This window comes from Acutalibacter sp. 1XD8-33, assembly GCF_003612555.1.
Classification (GTDB): Bacteria; Bacillota; Clostridia; order Oscillospirales; family Acutalibacteraceae; genus Acutalibacter.
Genome location: NZ_RAZF01000006.1, coordinates 133,546 through 150,562, shown reverse-complemented (window position 1 = coordinate 150,562; position 17,017 = coordinate 133,546). Strand labels below are relative to the sequence as shown.

Here is a 17,017-nt window from a genome sequence, read left to right as displayed (position 1 = left end):
TGATTTTACCTTCTAAAAATTTATCTTCATACTAGCCTTTCACCGCACCCAGCATGACTCCCTGCGCAAAGTACTTTTGCAGGAAAGGATACACGATGAGCAGCGGCGCGGCGGCCAGTACAACGATACAATATTTCAACTGTTCCGCCAATTTCTGCCTCATGGCAATTTCCTCCGCGCTGCTGGTGATGGTGCTGGCCTGGTTGGTGAGCACCAAGTCCCGCAGAACTACCTGCAAAGGCATTTTATCTTTGCCGGAGAGGAACATCAGGGGATTAAAGAACATATTCCACAGGGCAGTGGCATAGAACAGGCACATCACGGCAATGATGGTAGAGGACAGCGGGATCACGAACTGGAAGAAGAAGGTGAAGTCGTCGCAGCCGTCGATCTTCGCGGCCTCTAACATTTCCACAGGGATGCCGGACTCAAAGAACGAGCGGCATACGATGAGGTTATAAGCGGACACAGCCACTGGCAGCACAACGGCCCAGATCGTATCATAGATATGCAGGTTCTGGACCACCAGGTATAGAGGGATGATGCCGCCGTTAAAGAACATGGTAAAGGTGAACAGGAACATAATTCCCCGCCGGCCAGGCAGGTCCATCCGGGAAAGGGCATAGCCCGCCGGAATGGTGCATAGAAGGGCGATAGCCGTACCCACCACCGTATAGACTAGGGTGTTTTTATAGCCGGTCCACAAGGGGCCATAAGAAAAAGCGCGGGAATAGCCCTGGGTATAGAAGGACTCCGGATACAGAAGGAGCTTGCCGGAGTTGACGATGACCGGATCCGTCAGGGAGGCCACCAGCACATACCAAAGCGGATAGACAATCACAATGGTAATCAGCCCCATAATAATGGTATTCACAATGGTAAAGGTACGGTCCCCAGCGCTCTGGCGAATGGGGCCCTTCTTCTTCGCGATGCTTTTCATGCTTACTCCCCCCAATTAGAATATGCTGATGTCGCTGAATTTCTTGGAGACGAAATTCACAATAACCAGCAGGATGAAGTTGACCACCGAATTGAAAAGCCCCACCGCCGTGGCAAAACTGTACTGGGCCTGCTGAAGGCCTACCTTGTAAACATAGGTAGAGATGAGTTCGCTCACCGTGGTATTCATACTATTCTGCATCAGGAACGCCTTTTCATAGCCAACATTCATAATGTTGCCTACGTTCAAAATCAGCATCAAGATTACCGTGGGCAGAATCAGGGGTAGGTCGATGCGCATAATCCGCTGGAAACGGGTGGCGCCATCCACAATGGCCGCCTCATAATACTCTGGACTGATTCCCACCAGGGCGGCAATGTAGATGATGGCATTGAAGCCCATGCTCTGCCACACCGAGGACCCAATATACAAGGGACGGAACCACTCCGGCTGACTGGTGAAAAAGATCTCTTTTTCCCCAGTGGAAGTGACAACACCATTGACCAGACCGTTGGCGGAAAAGAGCATGGAGATAATACTCACAATCACCACCGTAGACAGGAAGTAGGGAGCATAGGAGATCGTCTGCACAGCCTTGCGGACTTTCGTGTGCCTGATCTGGTTCAGCAGCAAGGCGAAGATTACCGGCACCGGGAACCCCACCAGTAAGGTCAGCACGCTGATGGCCACCGTATTCCAGATGGCGTTTACCGCGATGCTGGTGCTGAAAAACGTCTCAAAATGCTTGAAAAGCGGTTCTGCCCAGGGGCTGCCCAATATGCCCATTCTGCCCTTGAAGTCCTTAAAGGCGATAAGCAATCCATACATGGGGTAATAGGCGAATAAAACCAGCCAGATCACCGCCGGAAGCAATAGCACATAGAGCTGCCAGCTGCCCAACACCTTTTGCAGGGTCCACTTTCTTTGTTTGCCGCCATCCATTGTGGATCAATCCTTTCTCTATGGGGTCTTACAATGAGGAATGAAGCAAATTACTGATTTGCTTCAAAGCCAGGGCCCTGGCTTTCGATTTATATATAGAAGAGTTTTTGTGTGGTAGAAGGCCTCCGCCGCAAAGGGCGCGGCTACGGCAAAGGTCGTGCAGCTCTGCTCCACACCTCGCAAACTTTTTGAAAAAAGTTTGATCAAAAACTTTTACCCTGGCTGGCTGAGTGCGATAAAGCCAAACACATTGCGCGGTCAAGGGACGGGGAAAATCGCCAGTGGCGAAGAGTTCATGTAGGTATGAACTCTCGTTCTGACCCGACTGAGCCGCGCGAGTGTCTATCTTTTTGACACTACCGCGAAACCTAAGCCTGCGCATTTCGCCCCGCTTGGCGCGGTGTGCCGGAAGCCTTCCATTACTCCAAAACTTTTCCCGTAAGTAACCGAACAACTCTGATTTCCCGCCTATTCCGTATAGAGCGCCAGATCGGTGAATTCCGCCTGGCCATCTATAACAAATAAACCGAAGCGCCGGTCTTTATAGTCGTACATTCTGGCATTCATGGCGATTTGGTCCCCCACATACACCACCAGCACAGTGCCATCTACGAATACCTTGATAGAATATTTCTTTCCGGGCTCCAGATGAATGGGCCGCTCCAGCTCCACCGCATAGGGGAACATCTTGCCGCCTTCCCCATCCTCGCCCCAGAAGCGGATGCCAGACACATACTCCAACCGCTCTCTGGCGGGCTCCAGGTACAGGTAATATCCGGCGTCGAAGTTCTCGTCCACTTGCAGGGCAATTCCGAAGCGCCGGGTTTCCGGGGTAAACTCCACCTGGGCCTCCAGCTTGCAGCAAGCGGGCACCTGGCCGAGAAGCGCTCCCGCGAACCCTTCCCGGGCGCTGAGCTTCACTTGACCCCCCGCTGCCTCACAACTGCCTATCATAGGCTCCACCGCAAGAGGATTCTTGGTTTTCAGGGCAGCGTCCACATGAGGCTCCGGCACCACGCGCAAAGTTCCATCCTCATTTTGCAGCACCTGGTGTACCACCAGATTACCGCCCCAATCCCAGGAACAGCAGTCCTGGCTGATTCGGTTGCTGGGATTAAAGGTCTTTTTTGGAAGCTCCTTGGTAGGATTCCAGCCATAGATATAGCGGTTAACTCCATCGGTGCCGGTTTTGGCGGCATAATAGGCGCAGGTATCAAAGGCGTCATCCTTCACCGGCGCAGTCCAAGGACCAGTCAGGGACTTACTCATGCGGTACATGGTCTGGAAGCGGTCGCAGTAGTTGGAGTAAACCAGATAGTACCAGTCCCCTATTTTGAACAGGTCCGGACACTCGCAGGCTCCTCCCGCCGCCATAGGGGCATAGAAAGGTTCACGATATTCCCAGCTGTGCAGGTCCTTGGAAACGCAGAGACCCACGCAGGCCCGGCGCTCTGTTTTTCCTATCACAGCCGAGGCCAAAATCATCCACCATTCCCCTGCCTCCTCATTCCAGAAGACAAAGGGATCCCGCCACTCAGCCAGGTCGTAGATCTTTCCATCCGGAGGAAGAACCTCCTCCAGCGTGGTCCACCTGTCCAGGTCCGGGCTGGTGGCATGGCGAACATACTGCCGCCGGGGATTATCCTCAAAGGTGCAGTAGAACAAATGGTAGAGGCCGTCCACCTTGATCACGGAGCCTGTGCCGCCGGTAATTCCGGTATCATGCTCGGCAAAATGGAGGTGATCTTCTGTGGTCAGCATAAACCAGCCTGTCCGGTACTCAGGGCCCTCCGCCTCATGTCCCCGGGCATGCTTGAGAAAAAAGGGCTTGAATTTTCCCTCGTCATAGAAGGGAATCACATCGCCCAGAACGGCTTTTCCAGGACGGTAAAATAATTCCATGGTTTTCTCCTCCTTAAGTCCATAGTCTGATATTTCGGAACTCCGCCTGGCCGTCTGAGGCATAGAGCCCAAAACGCTGGCGGCTGTAGTCAAACATTCTGGTATTTAAGGCCACCTGATCATCCAGATAGGCAAGGAGGATGGTATCCTGGACGAAGATCCGCAGCTTGTGGGGCTGGTTGGGGGCCAGCTCAATGGGCCGCTCCATCTCCACGTCATAGGGGAAGGTCCAGCCACCTTCATCGTACATCCGCAAACCAGACTTCCACTCCAAACGCCCCTTGTGAGGCATCAGGCTCAAATAATAGCCCACCCCGAATTGCTCGTCTACCTGAACGGCCACACCGATCTCCCGAATGGTTTCAGAGAAAACCAGATCCATTTCCAATTTGCACAGGTCCGGAACCCGATTTTCCAGCAACAAGGAGCTATAGCCACAGGGATTATCCGTCTTGGCCCAGTCTTCGCCGGTGGTCCAAGGGCCGTTCTGGGGTTGCATGGGGATGCTGTTGGGGATTTGCAGAGCACTGTCCACGCTCTCCGGAACCGTGACAGCCAGGGTTCCATCGGGGTTCTGCACCAGCCTATGTACAATCATTGCCCCGCCCCAGTCAAAAGAATTGTAGTCATAACCAGTGTGGATAGGCGGATTGAAGCCCCAGTTGTTATAGTGGCGGGTGGGGTTCCAGCCGTACAGATAACGATCCTTGCCGTCGGTGCCAGACTTGGCCGCATAAAAGCACCGGGTGTCAAAGCTGTCCCGGGCGGGAGCAATCCATGGGCCACAGAGGCTCTTGCTCATGCGGTAGTAGGTCTGGAAGCGGTCCGTGTACTGGGAATAGATCAGGTAGTACCAGTCTCCCATTTTGAACAGGTCTGGGCACTCGTGGGCACTCATGTGCATGTGGGGGGCATAGAAGGGTGGGCGGTACTCCCAGCTGTGCAGGTCCTTGGAGGCGCACAGGGCGGTACAGCCAGTGCGGGCGGTTTTGCCGGTCTCCTTTGCGGCAACCAGCATCCACCACTCCCCTGCCTCCTCGTTCCAAAAGACAAAAGGATCCCGCCAGTCGGTAAGCTGGTATGTTTTTCCATCGGCAGTGAAGCTGTCCTCCGGGATGGGCTCCCAAGCCTTCAGATCCCTGCTGATAGCGTGACAAATCGTCTCCCGCTTGGGATTTTGTTTGAAGGTGCAGTAGAACAAGTGATACACTCCGTCCACCAGCAGCACGGAACCTGTGCCGCCCCGAATGCCTGTGGGCGTTTCGGTAAAGTGAAGATGGTCTTGGGTGGTAAGCATGGTCCAGCCGCCGAAGGAGTCTTCGCCAAAATATCCCCGATTCCCCCGGAGATAAAAAGGCTTAAACTGACCATTGTCATAGAAAGGGATTACATCCCCCACAACAGCATTTTTCGGATTGTAGAATAGCTCCATACAGAAGCCCTCCTGATCGTAAGAAGTAGTGGTAAACCTGCGGTCTCTTTGTGTGAGAATGGGATAAACGCTCCAGCATTTGACAACGTTGTCAAATTTAAGGAAAAGAAAATTTCCTTGAAAAGCGGAACAACCTTTGACCTCTAGTGAACAGACAATCTCACGCAATGTGTCAGAGCATAGCACAGCGCAATTCACAAATAATTTGATATGTTTACGTTGTCACTATCTCTTTGCACAATAGCATATCACACCCTATTGAATTTGTCAAGCAGTTTTTTCAACAAAGACTACAATTTTTTCACTCCAAAGGCGGGCCGCAATCATACGAGAGCACAAAAAGCAGCAGTAGTCATTTCATGACATTGAAAATATGCTTCACAGTAGTTATGGATTGGCCTCTGGCAGCCGGGAGTTCGCCTCCAGACCCCTGACTAGAATAAAGCCACGAAAGCCAGAGGAAAATTCCTCTGGCTTTCGTGCTGGAACCCCCATCATGTCTCCCTATACAGTGCTGAACTGGCTGTTATACAATTCGGCATAGAAGCCGTTCTTTGCTAAAAGTTCCTCATGGCTTCCTTGTTCGATAATGTGACCGTCCCGCATAACCAAAATCACGTCCGCGTCCCGGATGGTAGACAGCCTGTGGGCCACGATAAAACTAGTGCGGCCCTTCATCATCTTGGCAAAGGCCTTTTGAATGCGCACTTCCGTGCGGGTATCGATGGAAGAGGTGGCCTCGTCTAAAATCAACATGGGCGGCAAGGACAGCATTACCCGAGCGATGCAGAGAAGCTGCTTCTGCCCCTGGCTCAGGCCTCCCAACTCCTCGCCGATTTTCGTGTCGTAGCCCTGGGGCAGGCGCTTGACAAAGCTGTGAGCATGGGCGGCCTTGGCCGCTTCCACCACCTCTTCCAGAGCCGCGTCCGGCCTGCCATAGGCAATATTCTCCCGCACAGTGCCCTGTTTTAGCCAGGTGTCCTGAAGAACCATACCGTAGTTTCTCCGCAGGCTCTTCCGAGTAATCTCCCGGATATCCCGACCGTCTACAGAGATTTTGCCCAAATCCACATCATAAAACCGCATAAGCAGATTGATCACCGTTGTTTTGCCGCAGCCGGTAGGGCCCACCAACGCAACCCGCTGGCCCGGTTTCACATCCAGATTAAAATTCTCGATCAGCTTCTGACCCGGGCGGTAGGCAAAATTCACGCCCTCCACCCGCACAGCTCCCGAAGCCGCCTCCAGCTGGAACGCCTCCGGTGAATCCGGAACCTGGGGCTCCTCCTCAATCAGCTCGAACACCCGGGCGGCACAGGCCAGCGCGTTTTGCAGCTCGGTGACCACCCCGGAAATCTCGTTGAACGGCTTCGTATATTGGTTGGCATAGCTCAGAAAGCAGGTCAGCTGTCCCACCGTCAGCCGGCCGGCCACCACGGACAGGGCTCCCGCAATTCCCACGCCGGTATAGACCAAGGAATTCACAAAACGGGTGGAGGGGTTGGTGATGGAGGAGAAGAAGATGGCTTTCAGAGAGCATTTCCGCAGGCGCTCGTTGATCTCCTCAAAGCGCGCCATAGACTTACGCTCCTGGCCAAAGGCCTGCACCACCTTCTGGCCGCCCACCATCTCCTCCACAAATCCGGTCTGCTCGCCCCGCACCTGAGATTGGGCCCGGAACATATGATAGGTGCTTTTGGCGATGAATGCGGCCACCACCAGGGAAATTGGGGTTACCACCAGCACCACCAGCGTGATAGCGGCGTTCACGGAGACCATGAAGCCGATGGTCCCCAGAATGGTGATCACGCCGGTGAAGAGCTGGGTAAAGCCCATTAAGAGGCCGTCGGCGAACTGGTCCACATCCGCGATCACCCGGCTGACAATCTCCCCCGCCGGATGAGAGTCCAGATACCGCAGGGGCAGCTTTTGCAGCTTATGGAAGGCCTCGTTGCGGATATCCCGCACCACGCGGTAGGTCACCCGATTGTTGATGACGCTCATTACCCACTGGGCCAGGGCGGATATACCCACGACGATGCCGATATAGACCAGGATGCTCCCGATCCCGGCAAAGTCCACCTGGCCGGGGGCGATAATTTTATCCACCGCGTCGCCGGTAAGAATGGGGATATAGAGAGTCGCCGCCACGGATACCCCCGCCAGCAGCACCGACAGCCCCACAAGAAAACGGTAGCGGCGGATATACCGCAGCACCTTTTTCAGCGTGCCCTTTTTTGCCTTCTGTTTCATTGCCGCCCCTCCTTCCGGAACTGGGATTCATGAATTTCCCGGTAGACCTCACAACTTTCCAGCAGCTGCTCGTGGGTTCCGATACCCACCGCCTGGCCGTCGTCCAGCACGATAATCTGATCCGCGTGGCGGAGGGACGAGGTCCGCTGGGAAACGATAAACACCGTGGGCCGGTAGTCCAGCTGATGAATGGCCTGCCGGAGCCTGGCGTCTGTGGCAAAGTCTAAAGCGCTGGCGCTGTCGTCCAGAATCAAAATCTTCGGACGGCGCACCAGGGCCCGGGCAATGGTCAGCCGTTGTCTCTGTCCGCCGGAGAAATTCCGCCCTCCCTGTTCCACCGGTTCGTCCAGGCCCTTGGGCTTCTGCTCCACAAATTCTTTGGCCTGGGCGGTTTCCAGGGCCTGCCAGAGCTCCTGATCGCCGGCAGTCTCCTTGCCCCAGAGCAGGTTTTCTCGAATGGTCCCGGTAAAAAGCGCCGCTCTCTGAGGCACCACGCCTACCAAGTTTCTGAGCTGCTCCAAGGGCCACTCCCGCACGTCTCTGCCGCCAACCAGCACCCGGCCTGCCGTAGCGTCATAGAACCGAGGGATTAGATTCACCAAAGAGGACTTTCCGCTGCCCGTGCCGCCGATAATCCCAATCGTCTCCCCTGGCCTGGCCGAAAAAGACAGCTCCGAAAGAGAGGGTGCCCCGGCCCCACCATAGGTGAGTTCCACATGGTCGAACGCCACGCCGGCATCCACCCCGGCCTCGCCCCCGGCGGGAGAAACCATTCCAGGCTGGAACTCGATCACCGCTGCCACCCGGTTGGCGCAGGCCAAGGCCTTGGTGATGTTGATGATCAGGTTAGCCAACTTTACCAGCTCCACCAAAATCTGGGACATATAATTCAGCAGGGCCACCACCGCCCCTTGGGTAATCATCCCCCCATCCACCCGAAGAGCGCCCACCCAAATCAGAGCAACCGCCCCCAAGTTGATGAGGATATAGGTGACAGGATTCATCAGCGCGGAAACTTTTCCTACGAATTCCTGAAAATGGGTGAGCCCGTTGTTTTCCTCTTGAAAAGCGGCGGCCTCAGATTCCTCCCGCCCGAAAGCCCGTACCACCCGCACCCCGGTGAGGTTCTCCCTGGTTGCGCCCAGCACCCTGTCCAGCCAGGCCTGCACCTGCTTATAGCGGGGCATGGTCCAGAGCATAACGCCAAAGACCACCACCGACAGCAGGGGAATCACCACCACGAAAATCAGCGCCGCCTTCCAGTCAATGGTGAAAGCCATCACCATGGCCCCGAATACTACAAAGGGCGAACGCAGAAAGAGCCGCAGGGTCAAGTTCATGCCGTTCTGTACCTGGTTGATATCGCTGGTCATACGGGTGATCAGCGTAGAGGTGCCCTGGGCGTCCATATCAGAAAAGCTCAGGCTCTGAATCCGGTTGAACAGCGCCGCCCGCAATTTGGCCGCAAACCCAACCGAGGCCTTGGCCGCGAAAAACTGGGCCGTCAAGGAGCAGGCAAGGCCGATCACACCCAGAGCCACCAGCACAAGGCACATGCGGATGATGTAGCCCTGGTCCCGGTTGGCGATGCCGGTATCGATGACGCCGGCCATCACCAGGGGGACCAGCAGCTCAAAGGAGGCCTCCAGCAGCTTGAATAGGGGGCCCAGCACGCATTCCTTTCGATATTCTGTCAAATAACCCAGCAGTTTTTTCATAGTATTTCACATCTCCGCTCTATATCCCATTGCCTGTCTGACGGTCTCGGCCATTTTTGGACCAGCCAGCATACCCAGCAGGGCAAAGGCCACGTCCGCGGCTGTCTCTGGGCACCGGGAGGTGATGATGCCGTCCTCTGCCACAACCCGCTCATCAGCCACCCGCGCCCCGAATTCTGCCAGCTGCCTCTGCCGGCGGCCGTTCCCCAGATGATAGGTCGCCGCCCTTATCCCCTTCAGAATCCCGCTCTTTCCCAAGGGCAGGGCTCCTACGCACACAGCGGCAACCGGCTTCCCCTGCCGCCGGAACTCCTGAATCAGCCGGAGAAAACGGCTGTCATAGGCTTCCTCATAGAAGCCGTACTCCTCAAAGCCCCCAGGCACTGCCAGCGCGGCAAAGCCCTCCGCTGAAACCTCCGAAAGCAGTCGATCCACCAGAACCGGCACCCCAAAGGCACTGGCAACCTGCCTCTCAAAGCCGCAGGTCACCACCTGCACATTGCAGCCAAAGTCGTTCGCGGCCCAGCCGAACACATCAATAAAGGGACTGAACTCCATGGTCTCAAAGCCTTTCGCGCAAAAAAGCAATACCTTCATCCACAGACCTCCATGATATAATTCTGGCAAGGGTTAGCCTCGTCCCACAGGGTGGGCAGGCATTCCAGCTCCACAAAGCCCAGGGATCGGTAAAAGAGGTTTGTGCGGCCGTAGGTTTCATACCGGCCGGACTGCACGGTCTTTACCGTCAGAAACCTGCACCCGCTCTCCCTGGCATAGGCGTACAATTCCCGAAAGAGCGCCCGGCCCAGGCCTTTCCGGCGGCAGTCCGGCAGCACGCCCATCACATAGATTTCTCCGGCCTGAGCGCTGGTGGGCCGGTAGGCGATGAAGCCCACCGGGCCGTCCTCCGCTTCCGCCGCCCAGACGGGCAGCTCCCGGCAGTTTTTGGCATATTCCTCTACGCTTTCCGGGATGCCGAACCAGTCCGGCAGGGCCCCCAGAATCTCCCGGCAGATCCGCTCTTTTTGGTCCTTCTCTTCCACTAGTCTTACCATATCCGCTCCTTTTCTCCCAATGATTTTTCGGAGAGGCCTCCGAAGAGCTCCGGCCTGCGATCCCTCAGATAGCCGATGGGCCGCTCTCCTGCCGGCTCCAGCTCCACGAAGAAGGCCCCGGGAGAGCCCTCCGCTTCCAGCAGCGTCTCGCCCTGGCTGTCAAAGGCGAAGGCCAGGGGGATCTCCCCGCAGAAGTGGCAGCAGCCCGCCACGGGAAGCTCGTTTTCGATGGCACGTGCCCGGGCCAGCGCCGTCCACTGGAGGTACTGGAGCCGGTGGTACATGCCCGTGCCGATGGGGTTCACCATCAGAACAGGTTCCTCCAGGGCCATCATCCGGCAGACCTCCGGGAAGTGGAGCTCATAGCAGATGGGCGCGGCAATTTTGCCCAGGCTGCTATTCAGGCAGCGGATCCGGTCCCCAGGCCGCTTGCCCTTCCCCCTCTCCCCTTTTGTGAGGATGCACTTGGTGTATTTGTCCACCACCCGGCCGTTTTCGAGGATCACAGCTTTTTCCCAGCCGCCGTCCCGATATCCGGCTAGCACCGTACCGGGCCGGTTCTCCGTGAGTCGGAGGGCAAGATCCAGGTCGTCCGGAGAGCGAAGAAAGCCTTCCGGGAACAGGGTCAGATCCGCAGGCCGGGAGAGGAGCTGGGGCAGCTCTCGCTGGGCCACGAAGCGCTCCGGGACCGTCAGACAGATTTTCATGGGACGCCTCACACTTTCGTCAGCCGGGCGAAGTTCGCCATGAGCTTCTTGGTGCCCGCCTTGTCGAAGGCGATCTCCAGCAGACTGTCGTTGGCCATGGGCGTGGCAGCCAGAATCAGCCCCGTGCCGAAGGTCTTGTGCATCACCGTGTCCCCCACCTTGTAGGTTCCGGCGGGGGCGGGCTTGTGGGGCGTAGGCCGGTAGCTGGGCGTGGGACGGGCCGCCGGCCGGGCGCTCGCGCTGAAAGAAGATGCTTCCGGGCGGACGGCGTATTCCCGGGAACGGCTGCGCTCGATCAATTCGCCGGGGATCTCGTCGGCAAAGCGGGAGATCCGGTTGTGGCTGGTGGAGCCGAAGATCATCCGGGATTCGGCGTTATAAATGTATAGCTCCTCCCTGGCCCGGGTAATTGCTACATAGGCCAGACGGCGCTCCTCCTCCACCTGGCTGGGGTCGTAGAGCACGGCGTTGCCGGGGAAAACCCCCTCTTCCCAGCCGGGCAGGAACACCACAGGGAACTCCAGGCCCTTGGCGGAGTGGATGGTCATCAGCACGGCGGAATCCGCCGCCTCGTCATAGTTGTCGATATCGGTGAACAGGGCAACCTCCTCCAGAAAGCCGGAGAGGCTGGCCTCTTCCCCGCTCTCCTGCTCGTACCGCTGGAGCATGGAGGAGAGCTCCTGCACATTCTCCGTGCGGTCCTCCGCCTTTTCCGGCTCGTCCGTCTTGAGGAACTCCAGGTAATGGGTCTGCTCCACCAGCTCCCCATAGAGCTCGCTGGGGGCCATTCCGGCCTCGTTCTTCTCCATGAGCCCCCGCATCAGCTCCACAAAGGGCAGCAGCTTATTGGCAGAGCGGGAGATGGCCGGGAAGTCCCCCGGATGGCCGATCACCTGGAACATGCTCTCCCCCACCTGCTGGCCGATCTGGGCGGCGGTATCGGCTGTTTTCTCCCCGATGCTGCGCCTGGGAGTATTGATGATCCTGCGCAGGCGGATCTCATCGTCCGGGTTGTTGATCACGCTGAGATAGGCTATCATGTCCCGCACTTCCTTGCGGTCGAAGAAGCGGGTCCCGCCGATGATCCGGTGGGGTACGCCGGACTTGGCCAGCACGCTCTCGAAGGTGCGGGACTGGGAGTTCATCCGGTAGAGGATGGCGTAGTCGGAGAATTTCCGCCCCTTGGCCACGCCCTCCAGGATGATCCGGGAGACCCGCTCCGCCTCGTCCTGCTCGGTTTCGGCGGTGTGCAGATGGAGCTTATCCCCGGCCCCGGCGGCGGTCCACAGGGTTTTGCCCTTGCGCTCCAGGTTATTGGCGATCACGGCGTTGGCGGCGTCCAGAATGTTCTGAGTGGAGCGGTAGTTCTGCTCCAGGCGGATCACCTGGGCCCCGGGGAAATCCTGCTCGAAATTCATGATGTTCTCTATGGTGGCCCCCCGGAACTTGTAGATACTCTGGTCATCGTCGCCCACAACGCACAGGTTGTTGTGCTTTTTGGCCAGAAGGCGCACAAACTCGTACTGGGCGTGGTTGGTGTCCTGGTATTCGTCCACCATAATATAGCAGAACCGGTCCTGGTAGTATTCCAGCACGTCCGGACATTTCTGGAAGAGACGGACCGTGTTCACCAGCAGATCGTCGAAGTCCATGGCGTCGGAGTCCGCCAGACGGCGCTGGTACGCCAGATAGGCTCGAGCCACCACCTTCAGCCGGAAATCCGCCCCTGCCTGGGACTCATATTCCTCCGGGGAAACCAGGCTGTCCTTTGCCCGGGAGATCTCCCCCAGAATGGCCCGGTGGGAGAGGCTCTTCTCGTTGATGTCCAGGTCTCGCATGACTTCTTTCATCAGGCGACGGCTGTCGTCCGTGTCATAGATGGTGAAATGAGCGCTGTAGCCCAGGCGTTCCCCGTCCCGGCGAAGCATTCTGGCACAGCTGGAATGAAAGGTAGACGCCCAGATATCCCGGCCCTCCTCCCCCAGCATGGCGCAGAGGCGGTCTTTCAGCTCCCCTGCGGCCTTATTGGTGAAGGTGATGGCCAGGATGCGCCAGGGCTGGCAGGCGGACACGGAGAGGCGAACTCTGGTGATCTCCGAAAGCTCTCTGCCGTCCAGATAGGTCTGGCAGTTTGCCGCGTCCCCTTCCGTGAATTCCGGCTGGAGGAAGCCGCTGTGGTAGGCCTTGCCATAGCGCACCAGATTGGCGATACGGTTGACCAGCACCGTGGTCTTGCCGCTGCCCGCCCCGGCCAGGATCAGCAAGGGGCCGTCCGTATGGAACACCGCCTGCCTCTGGCGCTCGTTCATCCGGGAAAAGTCCTTTTCCAGCGCCCTGCGGCGCAGCTCCAGCCATTCCTCTTTCGGATACTCCATTGTATATCCCTCTTTCTATCCCAGCGGCTTCCCGCGGGGATTTGTAATTTATTAATGTGTGTAAATACTGTGTGTCCTCCGCCGCAAAGGGTCTCACCTGCCGGCTCGGTCAGGTCAGAACGATTGCCACAGGCAATCTTCCCCGCGGCTACGGCAAGTTCATGGGGCTCCGCGAGTCTCAGCTGCCGCTTCGGTCGGTTCGCAGCTTGTCTGCCACTGGCAGACGCTCACCCCCACACCCCCGCCAGCTTAAGGCCAGCTGGACCGGCCAATACTGTCCAGGGTAAAGTTTTCGTCCACCTTTTCCAAAAGGTGGTGGGGTTCTTAGGGGCAGAGTTCGTAAGACGAAGTCTAACGAACTCTAAGCTGCCAGAGGCCAAAATATGCACTGCAAACTACGCTCTTCTATTCTACCATAGCCGGAAGGGAAAGACAAGCAATGGGGGAAAAATTTGACAAACGGCGCGTTTGCGGTTACAATGAAGCAAAGGAGGCTGATTGTATGGACAAGCTGAAGAACATCAAGGGCGTTTTTCTGGATCTGGGGGGCACGCTGCTCTTTCCCCCTTCGGGAAGCTGGACGTTTTCCGATTTCGCCCGGAAATATTTCTCCGAGGAAAAGATGAACGCTATCCCCAAGGAACGGCTGGACAAAATTTTGTGGGACGCCAATGCCGAGCTGGAAAAAAATCATCTGCTCCACAGCTTTGAGGAGGAATACCAAAAATTTTTCGCCTATTACACCCAGATTGCCGTTGCTCTCCCGGAGCTTGGGGTAACTGAGGAACAGATTCACAAAGTCGTGAAAGACAAGCTCTACAACAAGCCGGGTAACTACCGTCTGTTCGACGACACCATTGATACCCTAAAGGCCCTGCGTGGCACATATAAGCTGGGGATTATCTCTGACACCTGGCCGTCTATCGTGCCGGCGCTAGAGGAGTCCGGCATCCTCGACTACATGGATTGCGTGACCTACAGCTTTGAACAGGGCGTATTCAAGCCCCATCCCAAAATGTATCAGGACGCACTCTCGAAAATGGGCCTTCCCCCGGAGCAAACCGTCTTTGTGGACGACTTGCCCAAAAATCTGGAGGGCGCCAGGGCCCATGGAATCCATCCTGTGCTGATCCGCGCCATCCCGGCCTCCGAGCCCCGGGAGGATATGCACAACATCGACAAAATCTCCGGACTGCTGGAGATTTTAGAATAAGGGGAAGAAAAATGGACGCCGCTGAAATCATCTTGCAATGGGCCGAGGAGGGCAAGGAGCTCTCACCGCCTAGCTGGGACGAGCTGCCCGTCATTCCCCTGTACGTTGACCAGGTCCTTCTCTATCTGCGGGACAGCCTTCGCTTTTTTGAACGGGACGAAGAGGACGTGCTGCTCACCAACTCTATGATCAACAACTATGTAAAAAACGGCGTGCTGCCACACCCGGAAAAGAAGAAGTACAGCCGCCAGCATTTAGCCGCTTTGATCACCATATGTATGCTGAAGCAAGTGCTTACTATCCCAGATATTGCCACCCTGTTGAACAATGGCAACGAGTTGGGCCCGGAGCTGTACCAGGCCTTTCTCTCCGCTCATACAGGCGCTGTTCAAGAGACCTGCCGGGATTTGGAGCAAAGCTGCCGGAACGGAAAGAACCTTCGCCGGGAAGCCATGCGCCTGGCGGCAGAATCCAACGCCAAGCGGGCTGCGGCAGAACGAATTCTCTGCCAATTAGCTACCGAAGAAAAGAGCGGGGATGCCAAAGGGAAAAAATAGACTTTCCCGAAGAGCGGCCGTTTTGCGCGAAAAAGCTGCGCAAAAGCCCTCGGGAAGTTTCCGGATGGCTTTTGTTTGTTATTGCTCTTTTTCAGATTAGTTGGTAAGGCACACAAGTAAAATCCCCTGGCGAAGCCGGGGGTATTTCATATACAGATATTCGCCCTATGATACAAGCCACAAGCCACGAGCCACGCGTCACGTCGCATTGGCATGATCTGGCGCGTGTTGCCCTTATCTGCCCATCACGACAATATCACCGGGACGAAGGGTTGGGCTCAGGATATCTTTCAAATAGGTCAGGAACCGAGCGCCTGTGGTTCCACCTTGGAACATGATAAAAGCCGATTTTTCATCCAGACGGATTGAATGCAAGATGGTTGTGGTCAGCAGGGTCTTTGATATACCCATAGGGCGCATACGTCCCCATAAATTTCCCCTGCTGAAACCTTGCACGGTACGCCGATTTTATCTTGACCGACACATCGGCTGAATACATTTCGTTAAACACAGATTATTGGGGAAAGGTATAGGCAACAAGTAGAAATCCAGTATTCACGCGGGTTTCCGGCGGGATGTCTCCCGGACAGGCAGCCTCTTTCATGGCAGATAAACATACAATCGCATATCGTTTCCAAGGGAGAATGTTGATTCCGGTTACATCCTCCCTTTTTTCATACCAAGAAACGAGGTGATTATCTTGAACACGCAAATCATCGCCTGCTCAAACCAGAAAGGCGGGACGGCCAAGACCACAACTTGTGTCAATTTAGGCATTGGCCTTGCCAGGGCAGGCAAAAAGGTTCTTCTGGTGGACCGCGATCCCCAGGGTAGCCTTACCATCAGCCGGGGCAATCCCCAGCCGGATAAGCTGCCATTTACCCTCTCTGACGCAATGGGCCGCATCCTGACCGATCAGCCGGTCCGCCCCGGCAAGGGGATTCTGCGCCACTCGGAGGGCGTGGACCTGATGCCAGAGAATATTCCGCTGTCCGGCATGGAGGTTTCGCTGGTAAATGCCATGAGTCGGGAAACGATTCTGCGCCAGCACTTTGAAACAGTGAAACGCCAGTACAGCCATATTATTGTAGACTGCCAGTCCTCATTGGGGCTACTGACCGTCAATGCTCTGGCTACCGCGAATAGCGTCCTTGTGCCAGTCCAGGCGGAGTATCTCCCGGCCAAGGGCCTGGAACAGCTCTTGCAGACCATCAATAAGGTGCGCCGCCAGATCAACCCCAAGCTGAAAATAGACGGGATTCTCCTAACCATGGTAGATTCCCGGACAAAATTTTGCCAAAGAAATCGCCGCTCTGCTGCGGGAGAACTACGGTTCCAAGATCAAAGTCTTTGCTTCTGAAATCCCCCACTCTGTCCGGGCAAAAGAGATCAGCGCAGAGGGGAAAAGCATTTACGCCCATGACCCGGAGGGCAAGGTGGCCAATACCTACAAAAATCTGACGAAGGAGGTGCTGAAGGTTGAAAATCAGCTTTTCCCGGTACTCGTTGTAAAGGCTGTTCTTCTCCCTCATAAGCTGCTCAATCTCCGCTTGTAAGGCTTTGGACGCTGGCAGCTTGGAGATTCCCTGTGCCTTAAAATACCGGGTGGCAGCTTCGGCTATCAAAAAATCGCTTTCGCGCTGCTCCCGGTAGTTTTTGTGGACTTTCTCTGTTTTCTGTGCTTTCAGCCCGTCACGGGCTGACTTGGTCTTGATGTACGCCAATAGCTGCTTCTGCAAGTCCTTTTTCTCATGCAAGGTGCTTTCCACGGCTTTCAGTTCTGCATGGACGCTCGTCAGTTTCTCCCCAAGTCCAACCGGGGAAAATACTGCCCCGATTGTGCCGGACGCATGAAAGGAGCCAGAGGACCACACGGATGAGGACGGGCTTTTTATTGCAGGAGCTGCCGCCAGCCCAAAGAAG

Annotated in this window: 13 protein-coding genes and 2 pseudogenes; 3 read left to right on the top strand and 12 right to left on the bottom strand. The window is 56.2% G+C overall.

The annotated features are described in order from the left end of the window. Positions 1–31 precede the first annotated feature (31 nt). The 10 genes from D7X94_RS07010 to D7X94_RS06960 form a co-directional block, all read right to left on the bottom strand. Positions 32–940, bottom strand: coding sequence for a carbohydrate ABC transporter permease (locus D7X94_RS07010; protein WP_120427007.1), 909 nt, complete (start codon positions 938–940; stop codon positions 32–34). Between the two features lie 15 nt (positions 941–955). Next, entirely contained in the window at positions 956–1,882 is a 927-nt protein-coding gene (locus D7X94_RS07005; RefSeq protein WP_120427006.1) for an ABC transporter permease, read from the bottom strand. A gap of 468 nt (positions 1,883–2,350) precedes the next feature. Beyond that, entirely contained in the window at positions 2,351–3,784 is a 1,434-nt protein-coding gene (locus tag D7X94_RS06995; RefSeq protein ID WP_120427004.1) for a glycoside hydrolase family 32 protein, read from the bottom strand. A gap of 13 nt (positions 3,785–3,797) precedes the next feature. Continuing rightward, positions 3,798–5,216 carry a family 43 glycosylhydrolase gene (locus D7X94_RS06990; RefSeq protein WP_120427003.1) on the bottom strand — a complete coding sequence of 473 codons (1,419 nt, stop codon included), beginning with the start codon at positions 5,214–5,216 and terminating at the stop codon, positions 3,798–3,800. A gap of 504 nt (positions 5,217–5,720) precedes the next feature. Further along, positions 5,721–7,469: an ABC transporter ATP-binding protein gene (locus tag D7X94_RS06985; RefSeq protein WP_120427002.1), complete on the bottom strand. Its 1,749-nt coding sequence runs from the start codon at positions 7,467–7,469 to the stop codon at positions 5,721–5,723. Further along, positions 7,466–9,187 (bottom strand): ABC transporter ATP-binding protein, encoded by a 1,722-nt coding sequence (locus D7X94_RS06980; protein ID WP_120427001.1) that lies wholly within the window; start codon positions 9,185–9,187, stop codon positions 7,466–7,468. The genes D7X94_RS06985 and D7X94_RS06980 overlap by 4 nt, the downstream gene beginning before the upstream one ends. A gap of 6 nt (positions 9,188–9,193) precedes the next feature. Continuing rightward, the gene (locus D7X94_RS06975) at positions 9,194–9,784 is read right to left on the bottom strand and encodes a DJ-1/PfpI family protein (protein WP_120427000.1); all 591 of its coding nucleotides are present in this window, start codon (positions 9,782–9,784) and stop codon (positions 9,194–9,196) included. Beyond that, positions 9,781–10,242 carry a GNAT family N-acetyltransferase gene (locus D7X94_RS06970; RefSeq protein ID WP_120426999.1) on the bottom strand — a complete coding sequence of 154 codons (462 nt, stop codon included), beginning with the start codon at positions 10,240–10,242 and terminating at the stop codon, positions 9,781–9,783. The genes D7X94_RS06975 and D7X94_RS06970 overlap by 4 nt, the downstream gene beginning before the upstream one ends. After that, on the bottom strand, positions 10,236–10,949 hold the full coding sequence (locus D7X94_RS06965; RefSeq protein ID WP_120426998.1) for a carbon-nitrogen hydrolase family protein: 714 nt from the start codon (positions 10,947–10,949) through the stop codon (positions 10,236–10,238). Before D7X94_RS06965 ends, D7X94_RS06970 begins: the two co-directional genes overlap by 7 nt. Positions 10,950–10,957: 8 nt before the next feature. Beyond that, entirely contained in the window at positions 10,958–13,324 is a 2,367-nt protein-coding gene (locus tag D7X94_RS06960) for an ATP-dependent helicase (protein WP_120426997.1), read from the bottom strand. 502 nt (positions 13,325–13,826) lie between these two features. On the opposite strand from D7X94_RS06960, the gene D7X94_RS06955 reads away from it, so the two are divergent. Further along, positions 13,827–14,537, top strand: a complete 711-nt coding sequence (locus D7X94_RS06955) for an HAD family hydrolase (protein ID WP_158590931.1) — start codon at positions 13,827–13,829, stop codon at positions 14,535–14,537. An 11-nt stretch (positions 14,538–14,548) separates the two neighbouring features. Further along, positions 14,549–15,094, top strand: coding sequence for a DUF1836 domain-containing protein (locus tag D7X94_RS06950; protein WP_120426995.1), 546 nt, complete (start codon positions 14,549–14,551; stop codon positions 15,092–15,094). A 234-nt stretch (positions 15,095–15,328) separates the two neighbouring features. Here D7X94_RS06950 and D7X94_RS18380 read toward each other — a convergent pair whose 3' ends face one another. Further along, on the bottom strand, positions 15,329–15,505 hold the full coding sequence (locus tag D7X94_RS18380) for a hypothetical protein (RefSeq protein WP_158590930.1): 177 nt from the start codon (positions 15,503–15,505) through the stop codon (positions 15,329–15,331). 289 nt (positions 15,506–15,794) lie between these two features. Between D7X94_RS18380 and D7X94_RS06940 the strand changes: the two are divergent. Next, positions 15,795–16,650, top strand: a pseudogene (locus D7X94_RS06940) (ParA family protein). Here D7X94_RS06940 and D7X94_RS19055 read toward each other — a convergent pair. After that, positions 16,585–16,878 (bottom strand): annotated as a pseudogene (locus D7X94_RS19055) (relaxase/mobilization nuclease domain-containing protein); the annotation flags it as partial. The pseudogenes D7X94_RS06940 and D7X94_RS19055 overlap by 66 nt on opposite strands. Between the last annotated feature and the right edge of the window lie 139 nt (positions 16,879–17,017).